We start from the raw sequence: 20,597 nt of genomic DNA on the forward strand, positions 1-20,597 counted from the left end.
ACTAGAGAATGTCAAGTAGTGAAATCAGGGCGTCGACCGCGCTGTCGTACGCATGCTGCGGCGGAGTGGCGTAACCGATGACCACGCCGAGCGGCGAATCTCCCGGCCGGTGGTAGAAGGAGCCGAGCCCGTCGACGGCGACGCCGTGCGCGGTCAGCCGGGCGAGCAGCTCGGACTCCGACCGGAAACGGCCGGGCGGGTGCAGGACGGCGTGCAACCCGGCCGCGATCCCGGACAGCCGGGCGCCGGGCAGCCGGTCGGCGACCGCCTGACCGAGGCGATCCCGCCGGTGGCGGTACCGGGTGCGACAGCGTCGCAGATGGCGATCGAGCTCGCCGCGCCGGATCAGGTGGGCGAGTGCCAGCTGGTCGATCACGTTGACGTGCGTCTCCTCGAACCGCAGTACCTCCCGTACCGCCGGAAGGAGCTTGGTCGGCACCACCAGCCAGGCGATCCGCAGGGCGGGAGCGACGGTCTTGCTGACGGTTCCGGCGTAGACGACGTGATCGGGGGCCAGGCCCTGCAGTGCCCCGACCGGCTGGCGGTCGTAGCGGAACTCGCCGTCGTAGTCGTCCTCCAGTACGACCGCACCGGTCCGCCGGGCCCAGTCCAGCAGCCGGATGCGCCGCCGGGGGCTGAGCGTGACACCGAGCGGGAACTGGTGGGCCGGGGTGACCACGGCGGCCACCTCGTCGCCGAGATCGTCGACGATCAGTCCGTCGCGATCCACGGCGATCCGGTTCACCCGCAGGCCGGCGACCTCGGCCAGTGCCGGGTAGTCGGGCAGCGTCGGATCCTCGAAGGCGATCGCCGACCCGGCCCGGCTCAGTGCCTGGCACACGATGCGCAACGCGTGGGTGTAGCCCGCGCACACGACGAGATGCTCCGGGGTGGTGATCACGCCGCGGGCGCGACCGAGGTAGTCGGCCAGCGCCTCCCGCAGCTCGGCGTGCCCGGCCGGGTCGCTGTAACCGAACGTGCCGTGCGGAACGGACTGCAGCACCTGCCGGGTGGCGGCCAGCCACTCCCGGCGGGGGAACATCGACAGGTCCGGCATACCCGGGCGCAGATCGTGACCGTCGACCGGCGTACGGAACGATGGTGCCGGCGGCATCGCCGGGCCCGGCGCCGGACCGGGTCGCGGCGCGACCAGCATGCCCGACCTCGGCCGCGCCGCCAGGTATCCCTCGGCCGCGAGCTGCTCATAGACCTGGCTGACCGTGCCGCGAGCGACGCCGAGTTCCTGGGCGAGCGCCCGGGAGGACGGCAGGCGCTCCCCGGGCGTCAGCCGGCCGTCCCGGATCGCCTCGCGGAGGCTCTGCTCCAGCCCGTCGCGCAGGCCGTGTTCACGGTCGACACGCAGATGAAGATCCAAACCGAACCTGGCCCACTGGTCTGCCATGCAACTGGACTATAGGGGTGGACCAGATCCTTCCTAGATTGACCGCATGAGATACCTCGCCGCCGCCGTCGGCCTCACCGTTCACCACCTCGGACCCAGCCCGGCCCGCCGGCGACCTACCCGGAGGAGCCTGCGGAGATTCCTCCGGCCCAGCCGCCCTCGAGCAGACTGATGATCCGGTCCAGGTCGCGGCCGAACGGCCGGTCGGCGGTGCCGGCCGGCACCACCGCCGCGATCTCATCGATCACGGCGGGGACAGGAGCACCGATCAAATTCGCCTGATGTACGGCGAGCAGCTCGCACGCCAGCACGTCCCGGAGCCCGCCCACCGCCTCACCGAGGCACTCGGCGGCCTCGAAACCGAAGCTCTGCACGTCCTCCTGACCGAGCGAGGTCTCCATCGTCCCGATCAGCGCCGGCGCGGCGAACCGGCGCAGCCGATGAATCACGCCGACGGCCCGCTTGTGCACCGTCACCATCCCGGCATGCAGCCCGGGGGAGTCGGACAGCTGGCGGGGCAGCCCGGTGAGCGCGCCGTCCAGCAGCCGGTGCAGCCGGGCCGCACCCAGCTCGGCGAGGTGGATCAGCGCGGTGGTCAGCGCCCCGGCCGTCGCGACCAGATCGGTCCCGGCAAAGCCGAACGTGCCCACGAACCGTCCGTCCAGATGAGCGGGCGAGTCGGTGACCGCGCCCAGCGCCCGATCCGCCGCGTCCTCCACGGCCGCCGCCGCCCGCATCGCCACGGCCACGGCCGGCGCGGTGACCCGGAACGACACCGGCGCCTGCAGCGCCCGCCCTTCGCGCCGGTGGTCCGGGCCGAGGAGGGCGCGGAGGGAGGCGAGGACCTCGCTCAGCTCGGGGCTGTCGGCCAGGGCGGGGTGCAGCGGGTCGGGGCCGGCCCGGATCACGGCGTGCGAGGCCGCCGCCGCGATGACGACCTGATTCAGCAGTGTGCGGACCTCGGCGGCGGCGAGGACGGCCAGGCCGGTCAGGCCGGGCACGCCCTCCAGGAAGGCCACACCCTCCTTGGCCTCGAACGGGCGCGGGGAGAGGCCGGCCGCGGCCAGGGTCGGGGCCGCGTCGATCGCCAGGCCGGCCGGGTCGAGCACCTGGCCGGCGCCGATCAGGACGGCGCCCGCGTGGGCCAGCGGGATGATCTCGCCGGCCGCGCCGCCGCGCAGCGGGATGGCCGGGACCACGTCGGCGTCGAGCAGCGCGAGCAGGTGGAGGCAGAGGCCGGGGGAGGCGCCGGCGGCGGGGTGCAGCAGGGTGCGCAGGCGGGACACGAGCAGGGCGCGGGCTTCCGCCCGGCGCAACCACGGCGCCGAGCCTACGGCCCGGCCGATCATCAGGGTGTTCTGCTGGCGGGCTTGGCCGTCGGCATCGAGGCGTACGCCGGCCATCGCACCCATGCCGGTGTTCACCCCGTAGACCGGTTCGTCGCCGGCGAGGTCGCCGAGCATCGCGCGCCGGTTGGCGGCCACGGTGGCGAGCAGGTCGTCGGAGAGGACGATCCGCTGCTCGGAGCGGGCCAGCGCGGCGATCACCGCCCGATCGAGCTGCTCGGGGCGGTCGATCCTCATCGGTAGCGGAGCATGGTGCCCACGCCGGCGGTCTCGGCCCGGGTCAGGATCAGGTGGGCCAGGGCCACGTCGAGGATGGACAGGCCGCGGTGCCAGAAGAGGATGCGCTCGTCGGGGTGTTCGCGGCCGGGCTTGGCGCCGCTCACGATCTCGCCGATCTGGGCGTGCAGGGTGTCCTCGCTCAGGCGGCCGGTGTCGACGTGGGCGCGCAGCGCGCCGAACCGGCCGGAGCGGGACTCTCGCCAGTCGTCGACGACCACCTTGTCCATCACGTCGAGCAGGTCGAGTTCCACGGCGCTGATGGTTCCGTACGGAACGACGAAGGCGCCCGGCTTTACCACCGCCGTACGCAAAAGGGGTGTCGGTTTTTCCAGCCTGGACGCCTCGACCAGGATGTCGGCCTGGTCGAACGCCTCGTCGGCGGTGGCCACCGCCCGCACCGGGGTGTCGGTGACCTCGCGCAGCCGCGCGGCGAACGCCTCCCGGGACTCGGGGCGGCGGCTGGTCACCCGGATCTCCTCCAGCGGGAAGAGGCTGTCCAGCATGGTGACGTTGGCGAACGCGGTGCCGCGCGCGCCGACGTGGCCCAGGACGCGGGAGTCGGGGCGGGCCAGGTGTTTGGCGCCGACCGCGGTCATCGCCCCGGTGCGCACCTCGGTGATCAGCGTGGCGTCCAGGATGGCGAGCGGCACCCCGGTGGTGGGGTCGTAGACGGTCATCAGGGCCAGCTCGCTGGGCAGGCCCTGCTCGTAGTTGTGCACGAAGTCGCCGACGACCTTGACGCCGCTCAGGCCGCGCGGGCCGAGCGTGGAGACGTGGCCGCGCAGGATGTTGAAATGGCCGGCGCCGCCGTTGTCCGGGACCAGGTGGGTGCGCGGCTCGAAGACCGTGTGGCCGCGGCCGTGGGCGTCGACGACCGACTCGACGGCGGCGATGACCTCGGTGCTGGTGATGCCGAGACCGTCGATGTCGCCCCCGGAGAGGAAGCGAATCTGAATCATGACATGCACCCTATAGCCTAGGTGTTTCAAGTTATTCAGGTACGGCCGAGGGGAGCCCCATGGCGCGCGCGGAGGACTGGCTGCTCGCCCTGGCCCAGCGGCACCGGCTCTCGCCCACCCAGCGGCAGATCGTGCAGCGGATGCTCGGCCTGTTCCCGGACGTCGCGTTCAAGTCGACCATCGAGATCGCCGAGCTGGCCGGGGTCAGCCAGCCGACGGTCACCCGGCTCGCCACCGCCCTGGGGTTCGCCGGGTTCCCCGAGTTCCGGGCCGCGCTGCGGGACGCGGTGCTGTCCGCGTCCGCGCCGGCCTCGGCGACTCCCGCGCCGTCGCCGGTCGATCAGGAACTGGCCAACCTCGCGTACGTGAAACGGGTCCTGGACAGCGACGCCGCCCGCGAGGCGGTGAGTCTGCTGGCCGGCACGACCCCGCTCGGCGTCCTGGGTTTGCGCGCCTCGGCCGCTCTAGCCGAATATTTCGGATATTTCGCACGGCGGCTGCTGCCCGCGGTGAGCGTGTGCACCGACGCGAGCATCATCGACGACACCGTCCTGCAGCTGCACCAGCAGGGCGCCACCGCCCTGCTGGTCTTCGCGATGCCCCGCTGCCCGGCCGCGACGGTCGGCGCGATCCGGCTGGCCCGCGAGCTGGGACTGGCCTCGGTCGTGGTGACCGACACCGCCCTCGTCCCGTTCGCCGGCGACGCCGACGTGCTGCTGGTCGCGCCGGTCGGCACCGAACTGGTCTTCGACTCGCACGCCGCCGTGGTGGTGCTGGCGATCAGCCTGCTCGACGCGATCGCCCGCACCGCACCGCAGCGCACCCAGGAACGCCTCGAGGCCCACGAGGCCCTGGTCGAGCGCTGGATCTTCTAACTCTTTCCGAGGGAACGCACGCAGCCCCCCGCACGCGAACGCCCGGCATCGCAGATCTTGTGGAGTTGCCGCTCTGTCCGCACGGAAAGTCCACAAGTTCGGGCGTAGCCGGGGGCGGGCCGGGCCCGCCCGCAGCGGGCTCGCGGAGGGTGAGTGGCACCTGCCGGGACCGCGTGCCACGGGAGTGGGGCGGCGCGTACGCAAAGGTTTGATCTTCCGCGCGGAAGCGTCCCGTCCTCCGGACCTCGACCCGAACGGATCTCTAGCTCTTGCCGTTGTCCAGGATCTTGGCGGTCGCGGTGATGGTCTTCGAGTGCTGCTTGCCGCCGCCCAGGGCCCAGATCGCGTACGTGTGCTTCTCCACCGAACCGACCTCGCCCGCGCAGCTGAACTGGAACTCCTCGGTGCCGGACAGCGGCTCCGGCCCGTAGGTGCCGGGCGTGTGGGTCGGGTCGTCGACGCTGAGCGCCGCGCTGTCCGCACCGGTGATCTTCCACTTGATGATCGCCGGGACGGCCGGGGCACGGAACACCGCGGTGCCCTCCGGGCACTTCGGCTTCTGCACCAGCTTGAACGAGACGATCGTCGGTCCGGAGTCGGTCGGCTTCGTCGCCGTCGGAGCGGGCTTGGTGGTTTTCTCGGCCTTCGGCGAGCTGGTCGACCCCGGCTCGGCGGTGACCGGGCCGGTCGTGGTCACGGTCGCGGTGGCCTTGGCCGGCGCCGGGTTGTCACCGGCCGCCGCGGCCGCGGTGGTCTCGGTCGGCGCCCCGGTGGTGGACGCGGCCGACGGGGAGGAGCCGGCCTTGCAGCCGGACAGGATCACGAGCGTGGTCGCGGCCAGGGCCAGGACCGTCGTCTGCGTCTTCATGGCATGAACGGTAGGGATCTTGCTACTTTCTGTGCTCCTCCATTCGTGCCGTCGGCCCGGAACAATTGCGTTGCCGCCCTGCTGAGGGGGCCCTACCGTAGTGCTCACCACCGATCACCAAGGTCAGGAGAGACCGATGTTCCGGCAGATCCTCATTGTTCCGCGGCGGCATGCGTCGCGCGGCGAGGCTGCCGTGCGAGGTCTCGGGGAGCGGTGGCGCCACTGACAGTGCGCCAGCAAGGCCCACCGCCGCCGCCCCGGAAAACGGGACCGGCGGTTTTCTGTTTCATGCGGCTGTAGCTCAGCAGGGAGAGCGCCACCCCGCCAAGGTGGAGGTCGCCGGTTCGATTCCGGTCAGCCGCTCGGCGTCGCCGTAGCTCAGCAGGTCAGAGCGCGGAGCTGATAACTCCGAGGCCGGTGGTTCGATCCCACCCGGCGACACGGGCCGCAAGGCCGAAACTGTGGCTGTAGCTCAGTGGCAGAGCGCCGGGTCGTGGCCCCGGAGATCGCCGGTTCGAATCCGGCCAGTCACCCCGCCCGTAGCTCAGCGCACCCCAACCCGCCCACCGAACAGTCCCGGGCGCCGGCCATCGACCTCCCGCGGGGTGGTCGCCCGCTCTCGGATACCGGGTCGTCGTCCCGCATCCCGGGCATGGTCCCGCCGAGGACAGAGCAGCAACTCCCCGGTGGCGACAATGATGCCCGCGAATGCGCTGTGCCATCCATTCAGCACGCTTGATGCGGCAACGTACTGAGGAAACGCCCATTCCGGCTCGACCCCGGCCGCGGCCTGTGAGGGGAGATCTGCCGGTCTGTCTTCAGTGGACGTTCTTGTGCGCGGGGCGCGGCGGGAGGACGCTGGCTGGCATGGCTGGGAGTCCGCAACTGCCGTCGTTCACCGGGGCCGCGGCTTGGCTCAACTCGGCGCCGCTGAGCCCGCAGCAGGTGCGCGGGCGGGTCGTGCTGGTCAACTTCTGGACGCTCACCTGCATCAATTGGCTGCGCCAGGAACCGTATGTCCGGGCCTGGTCGCGGGCCTACCGTAACGACGGTCTGGTCGTGATCGGGGTGCACACGCCGGAGTTCGGTTTCGAGCACGATGTCGACGGTGTGAAACGGGCGGTCGAGGTGCGGGAGATCGACTATCCGGTCGCGGTCGACAACGACTATGCGATCTGGTCGGCGTTCGACAACCACTACTGGCCCGCGCTGTATTTCGCCGATCGCGACGGTGGGCTGCGCGATTTCCACTTCGGTGAGGGGCGCTACGAGGAGTCGGAACGCCGCATTCAGCGGCTGCTCGGCATTCACCGGGAGCCGGCCGCGGTGCGTGCGCTCGGCGTCGAGGCGCCGGCCGATTGGGACCATTTGCGTACGCCGGAGACGTACCTCGGCACCGCGCGGGGCGAACGGTTCGCGTCGCCGGGTGGGGCCCGCAGCGGCTCCCACGATTACGCGCGGCCCGGCTACCTCGATTTCAACGACTGGGCGCTGGACGGCACCTGGACGATCGGCCGGGAGAGTGTGGAGCTCGACGCGGCCGGCGGCACCATCGGCTTCCGTTTCCAGGCACGTGACGCGCACGTCGTGCTGTCGGCGGCCGGCGACGAGCCGATCCCGTTCCGGGTGTTCGTCGACGGCGAGGCACCGGGCGCGAACCACGGCGAGGACGTCGACGAGGACGGCAACGGCGAACTCGGCGCCGGCCGCCTCTATCAGTTGTTCCGGGAGAGGGAGAAAGTCGGCGAGCGCACGCTGGAGATCACCTTCAGCGAGCCGGGCGCGCGGGCGTACGCGTTCACTTTCGGCTGAGGAAGCTGAGGAAGCTCAGGAAGTCGAGGCTTTCCTGGACGATCGGGTCCAGGTCGGCGCCGGCGAAACAGTGGTCGGCGCCGGGCACGATCCGCAGTTGCGCGGGGGCGCCGGCCGCGGTTAGCCGGTCATGGAGTTCCCGGCTCTGCCCGACCGGCACGATCCGGTCGTCGTCGCCGTGCACGAGCAACAACGGCGGGGCATCGGCGGAGACGTAGCTGACCGGGCTGGCCGCGGCGGACTTTTCCGGTACGTCCTGGACGGGCCCGCCGACGAGCAGGCTCTCCGGGCAATCGGGCGCGTCGTGGTCCTGCAGGCCTTCGGGATGGTTCTGGGCGGCCATGGTGAGCAGGTCGCTCGGCCCGTACCAGATCACCCCGGCCCGGATCTCGCCGCTGGTCAGCGCGAGCAGGCTGGCCAGGTGGCCGCCCGCCGACTCGCCCCACACCGCGAAGCGCCCGGGGTCGAGGCCCAGTTCACCGGCGTGCTCGCGCAGCCAGGTCGTCGCGGCCCGGACGTCGTCGAGCTGCGCGGGAAAGGTGGCCTCGCCACTGAGCCGGTAGGTGATCCGGGCCAGGGCGAACCCGGCGCCGAGGATGCGCTCGCCGATCCGCCCGCGCACCAGCTGCGGTGACTCCCGCTTGTTGGTGCCGAAGCGCCAGGCGCCGCCGTGCACCCAGATCACCAGCGGCACCGGCGTCGGGGCCCCGGCCGGCCGGAACAGGTCGAGGGTGAGCGGACGGTAGCCGTCGACCTCGGCGACGATCGCGTCCCGCCAGCAGAGGTGGTCGCCGTCGGTGACCGGGGCGGGCGGTGGTTGCGAAGGTGTCATGATCCCATCATCGGCCCATCGGCAGGGTCGCGTGCACGGTCCACGTGCCGTCCGGCTGGAGGCCGGCCGTTACCGTGCCGCCCGCGGCCGTGGCCCGTTCGCGCATGCCGGTCAGGCCGTGGCCGGTTCCCTCGCCGCGGTGGCCGGGCCGGGCCGGGTTGGTCACGGTGATCTCCAGGGTGCGGTCGGCTCGGGTCAGGGTGACCGAGGCGCGGCGTTCGGTGCCGTGTTTTCCGGCGTTGGTCAGGGCCTCCTGGATGATGCGGTAGGCGGCCAGGTCGGTGGCGGCGTCGAGTGCCGGGGGCGGGCCGGTGACGGTGATGTCGATGCCGGCCGTGCGGAAGCCGTCGAGCAGGTCGTCGAGGCCGGCCAGCGTCGGTGCGGGCCGCCGTTCGAAGTCGGGGTCGCCCTCCTGGCGGAGCAGGCCGACCGTGGCGCGCAGCTCGTCCAGCGCCGCCCGGCTGGTGTCGCGCAGGCCGGCCAGGGCCTCGCGGGCCTTCTCGGGATGGGTCGGCATCAGGTGGTGTGCCACCCCGGCCTGTGCGTTGACCAGGGCGATGTGGTGGGCGACCACGTCGTGCAGGTCGCGGGCGATGCGCAGGCGTTCCTCCTGCACGGCCCGGTCGGCGATCTCGGTCTGCAGGGCGCGGCGGTTGCGGGTGGCGTCGCCGGCCGCCACCGCGATCGCCACGTAGTTGATCGGCACCAGGTTGGCCAGGTCGAGCAGACCGCCGGGCTGCCAGGGGAGGCTCGCGGCGGTGAGCGCGACCGCCGCGAGGACGCCGGCGGTCCACGCCGTGCGGCGGTCGCGCAGGGTGGCCAGGGTGTAGAGGGCGACCACCGCGGCCACGTCGATCAGGACCAGGTGGCGGGCGGTGAGCGGGAGCAGGCTGCCGGTCACCACCGTCACGGCGGTCACCGCGACCGGGAAGTGGTAGCGGAACAGCAGCGCCACCGCGCCGGTGAGGATCAGGATCAGCTGGAAGCCGCCGGGTGCGAAGACCGGCCGGCCGTGGCTGTAGGAGACGGTGGCCATCATGATCATGATGACCAGCAGCGGTGCGATCCAGAGCCGGTGTTTCCTAGTCACGGCGGCCCGCCCGGACCAGGCCGTTCTCGTAGGCGAAGACCACCAGCTGGGCGCGGTCGCGGGCGCCGGTCTTCATCATCGCCCGGTTCACGTGGGTCTTCGCGGTGGCGGTGCTGATGCCGAGCCGGTCGGCGATCTCGTTGTTGGCGAGCCCGGCCCCGACCAGCGCGGTGATCTCCCGCTCCCGGCCGGTGAGCTCGGCGAGGGTGGCCGCGACCGCGACGGTGCCGGGGTCGGGCTGGGCCAGGAACCGTTCGATCAGCGCGGTGGTGGCGCTCGGGGACAACAGTGATTCGCCGGCCGCGATCACCCGTACGGCCGCAAGGAGATCGCCGGGATCGACTCCCTTGCCCAGGAATCCGGAGGCGCCGGCGCGCAGCGCCGCGACGACCAGGTCGTCGCTGTCGAACGTGGTCAGCACCAGCACCCGCACGCCGGCCAGGTCCTCGTCGCCGGTGATGCGGCGGGTCGCCTCGATGCCGTCCATGCCGGGCATCCGGATGTCCATCAGGATCACCTCGGCCCGCGCCGACCGGGCGAGGGCGACCGCCTCCGCGCCGGTGGCGGCCTCGCCGACGACCTCGATGTCTTCTTCGGCCTCGAGCAGCAGGCGGAACGTCGCCCGTAGCAGAGCCTGGTCGTCGGCGAGGAGCACCCGGATCGTCACCTGCTCATCTTCTCCAACTCACGCGCCGCCGGGCCCTCGATCGACACGCGTGGCGTGACCTTGTCGGCCCAGCGCGGGTACCACCAGTTGGCCCGGCCGATCAGCCGCATCAGCGCGGGGATCAGGGTGAGCCGCACGACGAACGCGTCGATGAGGACCGCGATGCCCAGGCCGATGCCGATGCCGGCGACGATCCGCTCGCCGCTGAAGCCGAACGAGGCGAACACGCACAGCATGATGGTGGCGGCGGCCGCGATGACCTGCCCGGTCTCGCCGACGCCGACCCGGATCGCCCGGTTGTTGTCGCGGCTGTGTGCGAACTCCTCGTGCATCCGGCTGACCAGGAACACCTGGTAGTCCATGGACAGGCCGAACACGATGCCGACGATCAGCACCGGGATCAGGTACATGATCGGTGCGCCGGAACCGACGCCGAGCAGTTCGGAACCCCAGCCGAACTGGAAGATCGCGGTGACGGCGCCCAGGCCGACCAGGATGGTGGTGAGGTTGCTGAGCGCGCCGACCAGCGGCACCAGCACGCTGCGGAACGCGATCACCAGCAGCAGGAAACCGAGCAGCACGACCAGACCCAGGTACAGCGGCAGCTTCCCGAGCAGGGCGTCGGACAGGTCGATGCTGGTGGCGGTGGTACCGCCGACGTAGACCCGCAGTCCGGTGCTGCCTTCGGCAGCCGGGATGACCTCATCCCGCAGGCGGTGGACCAGGTCCGCGGTTTCCTCGGTCTGAGCGCTCGTTTCCGGTACGACGGTGAGCGCGGTCGCGCCGGCCCGGGTGACCGAGGCGACGCCGGTGACCGACCGGAGTTCCGTGGCCAGGGCGGCGAGCGCCTGCTCGGATGCGGCGTCCGGTGCGTCGGCCACCAGCAGCAGGGTGGCGTCGAAGCCTTTCCCGAACGCGGGGGCCATCAGGTCGTGGTAGGCCCGGCCCGAGGCGCCGGCCGGGTCGCTGCTCGCGTCGGCGTCCCCGACCCGCATCGCGGTGACCGGCGCGGCCAGGATGCCGATCACGAGTACCGCCGCCGCGACGGTGCGAACCGGTGCCCGGCCGACCACGCCCGCCCACCGGGCCGCGAGGCCGGGCTGCCGGGCTGCGACGCGCCTGCGGCGGGGGAGGATTCGGTGGCCGAGCATCGCGAGCAGGGCCGGGAGCAGGGTGATCGCGGCGAGGACGGTGAACAGCACGGTGACCGCGGCCGCCCGGGCCATGCCGGTGAGCAGGCTCAGGTCGACCACGAACATGCCGAGCAGCGCGACCATGACGGTGATCCCGGCGAACACGACCGCGCGACCGGAGGTGTTGAGCGCGTCCGCGATGCTCTCGTGCACCGACTGCCCGGCGAGCAATCCCTTGCGGTGCCGGTTGACGATGAACAGCGCGTAGTCGATGCCGACGCCGAGGCCGATCAGCGCACCCATGGTGAGGCTGGTGGCGGCCAGGTCGACGTAGTGCGAGCCGATCATCACGAGCAGCAGGGACGCGGCCACCCCGACCACGCCGGTGAGGATCGGCAGCGCGGCCGCCCAGCCGGAGCGGAACATCAGCACCAGGATCACCAGGGCGGCCAGGATGCCGACCGCCTCGGTGCCGTGCGAGGCGCCCACCTCGTCGGCGAACGCCGTCCCGCCGACCTCGACGTCCAGCGTCGCCGAGTCGTGCCCGCGGGCGGCCGCGATGATCGGCTCGACGTCGGTGCCGTCGGCGACCGTCACGTTGGCGTACGCCGTGTCGGCGGTGGTGGCTCCCATCGTCACCGCCCGCACCCCGGGCAGCGCCTTGACCTCGGCGAGCATGGCCGTGACCGACGCGTTCACGGACCTGTCGGTGAGCGCGGCGCCGGTGCTGTGCCAGGCGATGGTCCCGGACTCGCCGGGCGAGGCCGGCAGCAGGGCGTACGCCTGGGCGGACTCGCTGTCGGGCAGGTTGGTCGAGTCGGTGAAGGCGGTTCCGCCGCCGATGGCGATGGCGGCGAGGGCCACCAGGGCGACGATCCAGCCGCCGACGACGGCGAACCGCCGGCGGGAGCACCAGTGGGCGAGAGCTTGCACGGCGGTGACCTTTCCCAGGGGAATTCGACCTGCTCAGCGTGGCCCGAGGGGCCGGAAAGGTCGTCCACCCGGCGCGGCGGTCCGGGATACCGCAGGTGCGGTAGCCGGGATCTTCTCAGTGGGAAATGTTTCGCGATGGGAACGTAGCTATTGCTGAACGGTTACCGTCGCGATACCGTCCGGAACAGGCGAACGGAGGCGGCCATGGACGGTCCCGGCGCGATCCTGGTGGGCGTCGACGGCTCGACGCCCTCGATGCGGGCGGCGGCCTACGCCGTGGGGCTGGCCCGCCGGCAACACTGCAAACTCGTCGCCGTCTACGTGCGGTCGCTGCCCTCGACGATCTTGCCGCTCGCGGATCTCGGCGGGAGTGCCACCACCACGCTGATCGCCACCCACGACGACGTCGAGAAGGAGTTGCGGGCCTCGATCGGGCTGTGCGCCGAGATGGCGGTCGACGCCCGGCTCGTCGTCCGCACCGGCGAGCCCTACAGCGAGCTGCTCGACGTGGCCCGGGAGATCCAGGCCGACGCGGTGATCGTCGGCCGGTCGGCGCAGGCGCTGCACCGGATCGCCGGCTCGCTAGCCACCAAGCTGGTCCGCTGCGGCCGCTGGCCGGTGACCGTCGTCCCGTAGCACCGGCACCGTGTCGAGCAGGCCGGCGGCGATCTCCGAGGCCGGGCCGGCCAGTCGTTCGTTCAGGCGGAAGAACAGTTCCTGAGCGCCGGCCGCCGGCCAGGAGAGCGGCAGGTGGGCCACCGGCAGGCGAGGATCGCGGCGGATGATCTGCAGCCAGTCGGTGACCAGGTGCAGCTTGTCCGCCAGCGGATCCAGCTCGGGGGCGTTCTCCCAGCGCGTACGGAAATCGGTGTATCGGGCCGCCAGGGCCGGCAGGTCGTAGGCCCCGGCGACCATCTCGGTCACGTCGGTGCTCGCGTCGGCCCGCGCGTGGAAGACCCGGATGTGCGGGCCGAGGGCCCGGACCGACTCGATCTCCGGGGTTCCCGGGGCGATCCACAGGCCGCCCTGCACCGGGCCGAACCCGGCCCAGGCCAGCGCGGCACGCAGGTCGTGCCGCTCGCGCTGCCGTTCGCCCGGCAACGAGAAGGCGAGCAGCGTCCAGGTGCCGTCCCAGTCGTGGTTGACGGCGCCGGTCTGCCACAGCCGCACCGAGCCGTCGTGCAGCACCCGCACCGAGCGCTCGGTCAGTCCGAAGTACATGCGGCGGCCGTGCCGCTGCCGGCGCAGCAGGCCGCGGGCGGTCATCCGGGTCAGCGTCGAGCGGGTCGCCTCGGCCGAGACGCCGGCGCGCGCGAGCACCTCGATGACGCTTCCGGAGTAGACGCACACGTCCCGGTCCAGGACGTGATCACCCAGGAACGTCAGCATGATCGCCGAGGCGGCCGGTGACGGGGGCACGTGGCGCACAGTACCGGCGGTGTTAGCGGCATGTGCTGTGATGTCGGGCAATTTATTGACCAGCGTCAAAATTACGCCTAACTTGGCGACACCCGCTCCTGAGTACACGGAGGTACTCATGCGACGCCTCTCCGCCTCATTCGCAGCAGTCCTGCTTCTGCTTTCCACCGCTTGCAGCAGCAACGATTCGTCGACCACCGAGGACAAACTGAAGGTCGGCCTGATCGTCTCGCTGACCGGCAACTACGCACCGCTCGGCAGCGAGGACAAGAAGTCCGTCGAGCTGGCCGTCCAGCAGCTCAACGACGCCGGCGGGCTGCTCGGCAAGACCGTCGAACTGATCGTCCGGGACGACAAGAGCCAGCCCGAGCAGTCCGTGCTCAGCTTCAACGAGCTCAAGGGCAGCGGGGTGGTCGCGGTGATCGGCTCGCCGTTCTCCAACTCGGCGCTGGCCACCATCCCCCAGGTCGACCGGGCCAAGATCCCTTACGTTTCGCTGACCCCCGCCGACGAACAGATCAAACCCATCCATCCGTACGTCTTCGTGGTGCCCGCCACCTCCGCGACCTACGCCGACCGGATCCTGCAGTACTACCAGTCGCAGAAGATCAGCAAGGTCGCCGTGGCGCACGACAACCGCAGCTCGTACGCGAACGCGGGCGCGGCCGGCATGCAGGCCAAGGCCGCGCAGTACGGCATCACGCTGGTCGCCGGCGAACAGTTCCAGACGTCCACCACCGAGTTCGGCGCGGTCATCAACAACATCAAGAAATCCGGCGCGCAGGCCCTCACGGTCTGGGCGACCGGCCCGCCCGCCGTCGCCTTCGCCAAGCAGTACGCCACGGCCGGCGCCGGCCTGCCGCTGATGTTCACCGGCGCCCAGGCCAGCACGCTCTGGCTCAAGCCCACCGGCGCCGCGGCCGAGGGCGTCTTCGTGGCCAGCTCGATCGCCGTCGTGGGGGATGCCCTGCCGGCCGGAGCGCAGAAGACCGCGATCGACGAGCTGGCCACGCCGTTCACCACCCAGCACGGTTATCCGCCGCCGCAGTTCGCCGCCGACGGATACACCGGGTTCAAGCTGCTCACCGCGGCGGTCAAGAGCGCCGGCGGCACCGACCCCGAGAACATCCGGACAGCCTTCGAGGCCCTCTCCCTGACCACGCCGAACGGCACCTACCGCTACTCGGCGACCGACCACGCCGGCCTGACCGCCGAGTACATCTCGATCAACGTGGTGAAGGCCGGCAAGTTCGAGGCCACCGACTGGGCCAAGGGCAAGCTGGCCGCGGTAGCCGGCGGGTGACGGCGTGCCCGCACTGCTGACGGTGTCCGGCGAGCCCAGGCGGGTGATGCCGTGCCCGCACTGCTGACCGTGTCCGGCGCGACCCGGCGGTTCGGCGGTGTCTACGCCCTGCGCGACGTCGACCTGGAGGTCGCGCCGGGCGAGACGCACGCCGTGATCGGCCCGAACGGCGCCGGCAAGTCGACCCTGTTCAAACTGATCGGCGGCCAGCTGGTCGCCACCGCCGGCACCATCGGCTACGACGGCGACCGCATCGACCGGCTGGCCCCGCACCGCCGGGCCCGCCGCGGCATCGCCATCGCCTTCCAGGACTCACCGGTCTTCCGCGGCATGACCGTCGCCGAGAACGTGATGGTCGGCGCCCACGCGATCACCGGCGCCGGCCCGGTCTCGGCGATCCTCCGCCTGCCCCGCCACCGCCGGGAGGAGGCCCGGATCCGCGAGCTGGCCTCGGTCGCGCTGGCGAGGGCCGGCCTGTCGGAGTGGGCCGATCATCAGGCCGACGCTCTGCCGCTCGGCCGGCAGCGGGCTCTGCAGGTGGCCCGGGCGCTGTGCGGCAACCCGCGGCTGCTGCTGCTCGACGAGCCGGCGTCCGGCCTGCGCGGCCCGGAGCGCTCCGCGCTGGCCACCCTGATCGAACAGCTGCGCGGCGAGGGTCTGTCCATCCTGCTGGTCGAGCACGACGTGGCGTTCGTGGCCCGCCTGGCCGACCGGGTGACCGTCCTGGATCTCGGCCGGGTGATCGCGAGCGGCCCGTTCACCGAGATCCGCGCCGACCCGGCGGTGATCGCCGCCTACCTGGGCGACCCGGACCGGGCCGGCGAGGGGTCGCGATGATTGAGGCTCGGGATCTGGTCGTGCGTTACGGGGCCGCTACGGCGCTCGACGGGGTCAGCCTGTCGGTGCGGGCCGGCGAGATGGTCGCGCTGATCGGGGCGAACGGGGCCGGCAAGACCACGCTGGTCAACACCGTGTGCGGGATTCTCCGGCCGGCCGCCGGGGAGCTCGCGACCACCGGGCGGCTGGCGCTGGTGCCGGAGGGGCGGCATCTGTTCGGGCCGCTGACCGTGGACGACAACCTGCGGCTCGGCGCGTGGCGGGACCGGACGGGGCGCGACACCGGGCACATCTACGACTTGCTGCCGGAGCTGGTGCCGCTGCGGAAGCAGGCGGCCGGGCGACTGTCCGGCGGGCAGCAGCAGATGGTCGCGCTCGGGCGGGCGCTGATGGCCCGGCCCGACGTGCTGGTCATCGACGAGATGTCGCTCGGCCTGGCACCGCGGGTCGTCGAGCATCTGGCCGCCCATCTGCGCGAACGCAACGCCGAAGGGCTCGCGGTGCTGCTCATCGAGCAGAACGCGCGGCTCGCGCTCGACCTCTGCGCCCGCGCCTATGTCCTGGAGGCCGGCCGGGTCGTCGCCGAAGGGCCGTCCGCCGAGCTCGCCGGAAGCCCCGAGGTCGCCGCCGCCTACCTGGGTCTGGAGTCGTGATGAGTTCGCTTGCTCGAGTGCTCGGCCGGGAGTCGTGATGGGGGAGCTGGCGCAGTATCTCGTCACCGGGGTGGGGCTCGGCTGTGCCTATGCCCTGACCGGGAGCGGGCTGGTGGTCATCTACCGGGTGACCCGGGTGGTCAACTTCGCGCAGGGGAGCTTCGCGGTGCTGGCCGCGCTCTGCGTCACCACGGTGCTCGCGGCGGGACTGCCGCACGGTGTCGCCGAAGGGCTCGGCGTGCTGCTCGCGGCGGTGGTCGGCCTGCTCGTCGGGCTGGTCGCCACCGGGAAACCCGGGACCACGCCGCAGGCCGCGCTGATCGTCACGCTCGGGCTCGGGGTGTTCGCGTACGCCGTGGAGATCCTCTTCTGGGGTGACCAGCCGCGGTCGTTCCCGGGCCTGGGCGGTGCGATCGGCGGGGTTCAGATCCACTACCTCCTCATCATCGCGGTCACCGCGGTGGTGCTCGGCGCTGTCGCGCTCCTGTTCGCCCGCACCGACCTCGGGCGGGCGCTCACCGCCACCGCGGCCGACCCCTACGCGGCCCGGGCGGTCGGGATCGACGTCGTGCGGATGGGGCTGTTCGCGTTCGCGGTCGGTGGGGCGCTCGGTGGGCTGGCCGGGGTGCTGATCACGCCGGTGCAGCAGGTCTCGTTCGACAGTGACGTCGCGCTGGTCGTCAACGGGTTCTCGGCCGCCATCCTCGGCAACCTCACCCGGCCCGGGCTCACGCTGGCCGGCGGTCTGCTGCTGGGCGTCGTGTCGGCCCTGGTGGGCGGTTACCTCTCCACGGCGTACCAGTCGGATGTGGCTCTGGTCTTCATGTTGGTCGTGTTGATCGCGCGGGCCGGGCGCCGGGACGTGGTGGAGGCGGCATGAAGTGGGCCTATCCGGTCGCGGCGGTGATCGCGCTGGTGCTGCCGGCGTTTCTCGCGCCCGGCCAGTTGACCGTGTTCATCCTGCTCGGACTGTCCGCGATGGCGGTGGTCGGGCTGTCGCTGCTGATGGGCTACGCCGGTCAGGTGTCGCTCGGGCAGGCGGCGTTCACCGCTCTCGGGGCGTACACCTCGGGTCTGTTGTCCCTCCACCACACCCCGCCGCTGCTCGCCCTCGCCGCCGCGCCGGTCGCGGCGGCCCTGGCCGCCGTCCTGGTCGGCGTGCCCGTCCTGCGGCTGCGCGGCCACCAGCTCGCGTTCGCCACCCTCGCCCTGCAGATCCTGCTGCTGTCGGTGCTCGGCGGGGCGGAGTGGGCGGGCGGCGCGGTCGGCCTGCAGGGGCTGCCCTATCTGTCGGTGGGCGGGTTCGAGCTGGACCAGGATCTCGACTACGCCTACCTGGTGGTGGCCGGCGTCCTGCTGGTCAGCCTGATCGCCCATCGGCTGGTGCGCTCCCGGGTCGGGCGTGGGCTGCGCGCGCTCGCCACCGGCGAGATGGCGGCCGAGGCCAGCGGGGTGCCCGTCGGGGCGTACCGGCTGCTGGTCTTCGCCGTCTCGGCCGCCTTCGCCGGCCTCGCCGGCGGCATCTACTCCTTCTTCCTCGGCTATCTCGCGCCGGGTTCGTTCCCGGTGCTGCTCTCGATCGAGTACGTCGTGATGGCCGTCGTCGGCGGCCTGGGCAGCATCGCCGGGGCGCTCCTCGGCGCCGCCCTGATCACGGTGGGAGTCCAGTTGCTGACCACTCTCGCCACCCAGCCCGGCATGCCCAGCTACGCGCCGAGCGTCCTGTCGTACGCCGTCTACGCGCTGCTGCTGATCGCCGTCGTCCTGTTCGTCCCGAAGGGAATCGTCCCCACCCTGCGGAGGTCCTCATGAAACGCTTGTTCTCGGTACTTGTCGTCCTCGTCCTCGCTCTTGCTCCGGCCGCTCCGGCCCGCGCCGCCGACACCCACTACACCGGCACGCTGGCCGACGGCGCCACCTGGATCGCCGACGTTCCGTCCCGGTGGAACGGCACGCTCGTGCTGTACAGCCACGGCTTCGGGTCCCTGGCGGCGGCCGACGCGCCCGATGCCGCGACCCAGCGAACCCTGCTCGATCGTGGTTATGCCCTCGTCGGATCGTCCTACGACCCGAACGGGTCGCTGTGGGCTCTCGCCAGTGCCGCCCGGGACCAGTTCGCGGCGCTCGCCGCCGTCACGCGACAAATCGGGCGCCCACGAATCACCGTCGCGCTCGGGGTCTCCATGGGTGGGCTGGTCAGCACCCAGGAGGCCGAGCGGGCCGGGCACCGGCTCGACGCCGCGGTCTCCACCTGCGGCCTGCTCGGTGGCGGCGTCGACCTGAACAACTACCAGCTCGACGGCGAGTACGCCCTGACCCGGCTGCTCGCCCCGACGGCTGCCATCAAACTCGTCGGCTACGCGAGCCCGGCCGAGGGCGCGGCCGCCGCCGGTCAGCTGTCGGCGCTGGCCACCGCGGCCCAGGACACCGCGGCCGGCCGGGCCCGGGTCGCCCTCGGCACCGCGCTGCTCAACATGCCGACCTGGTCGGCCGGGCAGGCCACGCCGCCGCGCGACGCCGCCGGCATCGCCCGGGCCCAGTACGACTGGCTGGTGGCGATGCTGCCGTTCATCATGCCGTCGCGGTACTTCATCGAGCTCAGCGCCGGCGGCAACGCCTCCTGGAACGCCGGGGTCAACTACGGCGCGCTGCTGGCCCGGTCGCCCTACCGGTCGACGGTGGAGGCGCTCTACCGTGCTGCCGGTCTTTCGGTAACCGCGGACCTCGCGGATCTGACCAGGCACGCGGCCGTCCGGGCGGATCGTGCGGCCTTGGCCGAGCTGACCCGTACGTCGACGGTGACCGGCCGGCTCGATGTGCCGATGCTGACCATGCACACCCTCTACGACCAGCTCGCCCCGGTCGAGTACGAGAACCGCTACGCCCGGCAGGCGCGCGGTCCGCTGCTGCGGCAGTCCTACGTCAACCGGCGCGGGCACTGCGCGTTCGTACCGTCGGAGTACCTCGCCGCGATCCGGGCCGCCGAGCACCGGGTGCGCACCGGCCGCTGGTCCCTCGACCTGCAGAACGACGCCCTCGGTCTGGGGCTGGGTGACGCGCCGGCCTTCGTCGGCTTCCGGCCCGGGCCGTTCGTCAGCCATCGAGACATACCGCTTCGCTACCTATCAGACTGATATGCCGGAAAGGGTGTCGGCCGCCGAAGTAATCAAAGATCATCGATCGCACCCGCCTTTGCACCCCCCGCACGGGCGGAGAAGGAGTACGCGTGATGATCCGAAGCACAATGGCCGTCGCCGTCGGTACCGCGACGGTGGTGGCAGCGGCACTGGCCGCCGGGCCGGCCAACGCCCAGCCGTCGGCGCCCACCGCCGCGCAGACCCTGGCGGCCGCCGCGAACGGCGCCGACGCCCTGATCGCCGCCAAGCCGGCCGCGCTGCACGCCAGCCGCCTGGACACGTTCCAGCGGCATCCGGTGATCAGCTCGGCCGGCCACAACTACGTGCCGTTCACCCGGTCGTACAAGGGCCTGCAGGTCGAGGGCGGTGACCTGGTCGTGGCCACCGACGCCACCGGCAAGGTCACCTACACCTCGGTCGCGCAGACCAGCCCGATCGGTGAGTTGTCCGTCGTCCCGAAGATCTCCGACGCGGCGGCGCTGGCCACGGCCGAGAAGCAGCTGAAGACGGTCTCGTCGGTGGAGGGCACCAAGCTCGTCGTGGTCGCTTCCGAAGGTGCGGCCGCCCGCCTCGCGTGGCAGTCGACCATCAACGGGACCAGTGCTGAGGGCGTCAGCCGGCTCTCGGTCAACGTGGACGCCTTGACCGGCGCGGTGCTGAGCACGAAGGAGCACGTCACCAATGTGGCGGGCACCGGGCAGGGCTGGATCTACGGCTCGGTGTCGATCGACACCACCAAGTCCGGCTCGACCTATCTCCTCCAGGACCCCTCGCACACGACGGTGAAGGCGCAGAACGCCACCGGGAACGCCACGTTCTCCGGGACCGACAACGTGTGGGGCAACGGCGTCGGCACCAACCGCGAGAGCGGCGGCGTGGACGCGTTCTACGTCGCCCAGAAGCAGTACGCGATGCTGTCGTCCTGGCTGGGCCGCAACGGTCAGAACGGTTCGGGCGGCGCGTGGCCGATCCGGGTCGGGCTGAACGACCAGAACGCGTACTACGACGGCACCCAGGTGCAGATCGGCAAGAACACCGCCGGTCAGTGGATC

General features: G+C 71.8%; 18 protein-coding genes, 3 tRNA genes and 1 pseudogene. 13 read left to right on the plus strand and 9 right to left on the minus strand.

All coding sequences use genetic code 11. The annotated features are described in order from the left end of the window. Nucleotide 1: 1 nt before the first annotated feature. From pdxR to Ato02nite_RS41555, 3 genes are all read right to left on the minus strand, one after another. Complete coding sequence (pdxR, locus tag Ato02nite_RS41545) at nucleotides 2-1,402, minus strand: MocR-like pyridoxine biosynthesis transcription factor PdxR (protein ID WP_246608030.1); 1,401 nt, start codon at nucleotides 1,400-1,402, stop codon at nucleotides 2-4. A 116-nt stretch (nucleotides 1,403-1,518) separates the two neighbouring features. Next, nucleotides 1,519-2,985, minus strand: coding sequence for an aromatic amino acid lyase (locus Ato02nite_RS41550; RefSeq protein ID WP_213012208.1), 1,467 nt, complete (start codon nucleotides 2,983-2,985; stop codon nucleotides 1,519-1,521). Further along, the gene (locus Ato02nite_RS41555; RefSeq protein ID WP_213012209.1) at nucleotides 2,982-3,986 is read right to left on the minus strand and encodes an ornithine cyclodeaminase family protein; all 1,005 of its coding nucleotides are present in this window, start codon (nucleotides 3,984-3,986) and stop codon (nucleotides 2,982-2,984) included. Before Ato02nite_RS41555 ends, Ato02nite_RS41550 begins: the two co-directional genes overlap by 4 nt. A 59-nt stretch (nucleotides 3,987-4,045) precedes the next feature. Here Ato02nite_RS41555 and Ato02nite_RS41560 point away from each other — a divergent pair, with 59 nt between their 5' ends. Further along, on the plus strand, nucleotides 4,046-4,861 hold the full coding sequence (locus Ato02nite_RS41560; RefSeq protein WP_213012210.1) for a MurR/RpiR family transcriptional regulator: 816 nt from the start codon (nucleotides 4,046-4,048) through the stop codon (nucleotides 4,859-4,861). Nucleotides 4,862-5,123: 262 nt separating this feature from the next. On the opposite strand, the gene Ato02nite_RS41565 is transcribed toward Ato02nite_RS41560, so the two are convergent. Then, nucleotides 5,124-5,729 (minus strand): hypothetical protein, encoded by a 606-nt coding sequence (locus tag Ato02nite_RS41565; protein WP_213012211.1) that lies wholly within the window; start codon nucleotides 5,727-5,729, stop codon nucleotides 5,124-5,126. A 290-nt stretch (nucleotides 5,730-6,019) separates the two neighbouring features. Here Ato02nite_RS41565 and Ato02nite_RS41570 point away from each other — a divergent pair. The 4 genes from Ato02nite_RS41570 (at nucleotide 6,020) to Ato02nite_RS41585 (ending at nucleotide 7,541) form a co-directional block, all read left to right on the plus strand. Beyond that, nucleotides 6,020-6,092 (plus strand) — tRNA-Gly (locus tag Ato02nite_RS41570). Between the two features lie 4 nt (nucleotides 6,093-6,096). Next, a tRNA-Ile gene (locus Ato02nite_RS41575) sits at nucleotides 6,097-6,170 on the plus strand. Between the two features lie 20 nt (nucleotides 6,171-6,190). Next, a tRNA-His gene (locus tag Ato02nite_RS41580) sits at nucleotides 6,191-6,262 on the plus strand. Between the two features lie 334 nt (nucleotides 6,263-6,596). Continuing rightward, a complete protein-coding gene (locus Ato02nite_RS41585; protein ID WP_213012212.1) occupies nucleotides 6,597-7,541 on the plus strand; it encodes a redoxin family protein in 945 nt (314 codons plus the stop codon). On the opposite strand, the gene Ato02nite_RS41590 is transcribed toward Ato02nite_RS41585, so the two are convergent. From Ato02nite_RS41590 to Ato02nite_RS41605, 4 genes are read right to left on the minus strand one after another with little or no spacing between them, the layout of a single operon-like run. Next, a complete protein-coding gene (locus tag Ato02nite_RS41590) occupies nucleotides 7,528-8,373 on the minus strand; it encodes an alpha/beta hydrolase (protein ID WP_213012213.1) in 846 nt (281 codons plus the stop codon). The two genes, Ato02nite_RS41585 and Ato02nite_RS41590, sit on opposite strands and share 14 nt — an antisense overlap. Before the next feature lie 7 nt (nucleotides 8,374-8,380). Next, the gene (locus Ato02nite_RS41595) at nucleotides 8,381-9,463 is read right to left on the minus strand and encodes a sensor histidine kinase (RefSeq protein WP_213012214.1); all 1,083 of its coding nucleotides are present in this window, start codon (nucleotides 9,461-9,463) and stop codon (nucleotides 8,381-8,383) included. Continuing rightward, nucleotides 9,456-10,130 (minus strand): response regulator, encoded by a 675-nt coding sequence (locus tag Ato02nite_RS41600; RefSeq protein WP_213012215.1) that lies wholly within the window; start codon nucleotides 10,128-10,130, stop codon nucleotides 9,456-9,458. The genes Ato02nite_RS41595 and Ato02nite_RS41600 overlap by 8 nt, the downstream gene beginning before the upstream one ends. Beyond that, a complete protein-coding gene (locus Ato02nite_RS41605; RefSeq protein ID WP_213012216.1) occupies nucleotides 10,127-12,196 on the minus strand; it encodes an MMPL family transporter in 2,070 nt (689 codons plus the stop codon). The genes Ato02nite_RS41600 and Ato02nite_RS41605 overlap by 4 nt, the downstream gene beginning before the upstream one ends. A 204-nt stretch (nucleotides 12,197-12,400) precedes the next feature. Here Ato02nite_RS41605 and Ato02nite_RS41610 point away from each other — a divergent pair, with 204 nt between their 5' ends. Further along, on the plus strand, nucleotides 12,401-12,832 hold the full coding sequence (locus tag Ato02nite_RS41610; protein ID WP_213012217.1) for a universal stress protein: 432 nt from the start codon (nucleotides 12,401-12,403) through the stop codon (nucleotides 12,830-12,832). On the opposite strand, the gene Ato02nite_RS41615 is transcribed toward Ato02nite_RS41610, so the two are convergent. Further along, nucleotides 12,779-13,615 (minus strand): PaaX family transcriptional regulator, encoded by an 837-nt coding sequence (locus tag Ato02nite_RS41615; protein ID WP_246608031.1) that lies wholly within the window; start codon nucleotides 13,613-13,615, stop codon nucleotides 12,779-12,781. The genes Ato02nite_RS41610 and Ato02nite_RS41615 overlap by 54 nt on opposite strands. Before the next feature lie 118 nt (nucleotides 13,616-13,733). Between Ato02nite_RS41615 and Ato02nite_RS41620 the strand changes: the two genes are divergently transcribed. The 7 genes and pseudogenes from Ato02nite_RS41620 to Ato02nite_RS41650 all read left to right on the plus strand — a co-directional run. Further along, the gene (locus tag Ato02nite_RS41620; protein ID WP_213012219.1) at nucleotides 13,734-14,918 is read left to right on the plus strand and encodes an ABC transporter substrate-binding protein; all 1,185 of its coding nucleotides are present in this window, start codon (nucleotides 13,734-13,736) and stop codon (nucleotides 14,916-14,918) included. A 51-nt stretch (nucleotides 14,919-14,969) separates the two neighbouring features. Continuing rightward, a complete protein-coding gene (locus tag Ato02nite_RS41625) occupies nucleotides 14,970-15,755 on the plus strand; it encodes an ABC transporter ATP-binding protein (protein ID WP_213012220.1) in 786 nt (261 codons plus the stop codon). Next, nucleotides 15,752-16,408, plus strand: coding sequence for an ABC transporter ATP-binding protein (locus Ato02nite_RS41630; RefSeq protein WP_213012221.1), 657 nt, complete (start codon nucleotides 15,752-15,754; stop codon nucleotides 16,406-16,408). The genes Ato02nite_RS41625 and Ato02nite_RS41630 overlap by 4 nt, the downstream gene beginning before the upstream one ends. A 37-nt stretch (nucleotides 16,409-16,445) precedes the next feature. Next, entirely contained in the window at nucleotides 16,446-17,288 is an 843-nt protein-coding gene (locus Ato02nite_RS41635) for a branched-chain amino acid ABC transporter permease (protein WP_213012222.1), read from the plus strand. Further along, entirely contained in the window at nucleotides 17,285-18,220 is a 936-nt protein-coding gene (locus Ato02nite_RS41640; RefSeq protein ID WP_213012223.1) for a branched-chain amino acid ABC transporter permease, read from the plus strand. Before Ato02nite_RS41635 ends, Ato02nite_RS41640 begins: the two co-directional genes overlap by 4 nt. Then, nucleotides 18,217-19,542, plus strand: coding sequence for an alpha/beta fold hydrolase (locus Ato02nite_RS41645; protein WP_213012224.1), 1,326 nt, complete (start codon nucleotides 18,217-18,219; stop codon nucleotides 19,540-19,542). Before Ato02nite_RS41640 ends, Ato02nite_RS41645 begins: the two co-directional genes overlap by 4 nt. A gap of 95 nt (nucleotides 19,543-19,637) precedes the next feature. Then, nucleotides 19,638-20,597 (plus strand): annotated as a pseudogene (locus Ato02nite_RS41650) (M4 family metallopeptidase); the annotation flags it as partial.

The organism is Paractinoplanes toevensis, from assembly GCF_018332695.1.
Lineage (GTDB): Bacteria > Actinomycetota > Actinomycetes > Mycobacteriales > Micromonosporaceae > Actinoplanes > Actinoplanes toevensis.

Bases quoted from the DNA above. Each gene is read 5' to 3' on its own strand.
- Ato02nite_RS41640 (WP_213012223.1), top strand. From the start codon at position 17,285: ATGAAGTGGGCCTATCCGGTCGCGGCGGTGATCGCGCTGGTGCTGCCG.
- Ato02nite_RS41550 (WP_213012208.1), bottom strand. From the start codon at position 2,985: ATGAGGATCGACCGCCCCGAGCAGCTCGATCGGGCGGTGATCGCCGCG.
- Ato02nite_RS41560 (WP_213012210.1), top strand. From the start codon at position 4,046: ATGGCGCGCGCGGAGGACTGGCTGCTCGCCCTGGCCCAGCGGCACCGG.
- Ato02nite_RS41565 (WP_213012211.1), bottom strand. From the start codon at position 5,729: ATGAAGACGCAGACGACGGTCCTGGCCCTGGCCGCGACCACGCTCGTG.
- Ato02nite_RS41555 (WP_213012209.1), bottom strand. From the start codon at position 3,986: ATGATTCAGATTCGCTTCCTCTCCGGGGGCGACATCGACGGTCTCGGC.
- Ato02nite_RS41585 (WP_213012212.1), top strand. From the start codon at position 6,597: ATGGCTGGGAGTCCGCAACTGCCGTCGTTCACCGGGGCCGCGGCTTGG.
- pdxR (WP_246608030.1), bottom strand. From the start codon at position 1,402: ATGGCAGACCAGTGGGCCAGGTTCGGTTTGGATCTTCATCTGCGTGTC.
- Ato02nite_RS41645 (WP_213012224.1), top strand. From the start codon at position 18,217: ATGAAACGCTTGTTCTCGGTACTTGTCGTCCTCGTCCTCGCTCTTGCT.
- Ato02nite_RS41620 (WP_213012219.1), top strand. From the start codon at position 13,734: ATGCGACGCCTCTCCGCCTCATTCGCAGCAGTCCTGCTTCTGCTTTCC.
- Ato02nite_RS41635 (WP_213012222.1), top strand. From the start codon at position 16,446: ATGGGGGAGCTGGCGCAGTATCTCGTCACCGGGGTGGGGCTCGGCTGT.
- Ato02nite_RS41590 (WP_213012213.1), bottom strand. From the start codon at position 8,373: ATGACACCTTCGCAACCACCGCCCGCCCCGGTCACCGACGGCGACCAC.
- Ato02nite_RS41630 (WP_213012221.1), top strand. From the start codon at position 15,752: ATGATTGAGGCTCGGGATCTGGTCGTGCGTTACGGGGCCGCTACGGCG.
- Ato02nite_RS41610 (WP_213012217.1), top strand. From the start codon at position 12,401: ATGGACGGTCCCGGCGCGATCCTGGTGGGCGTCGACGGCTCGACGCCC.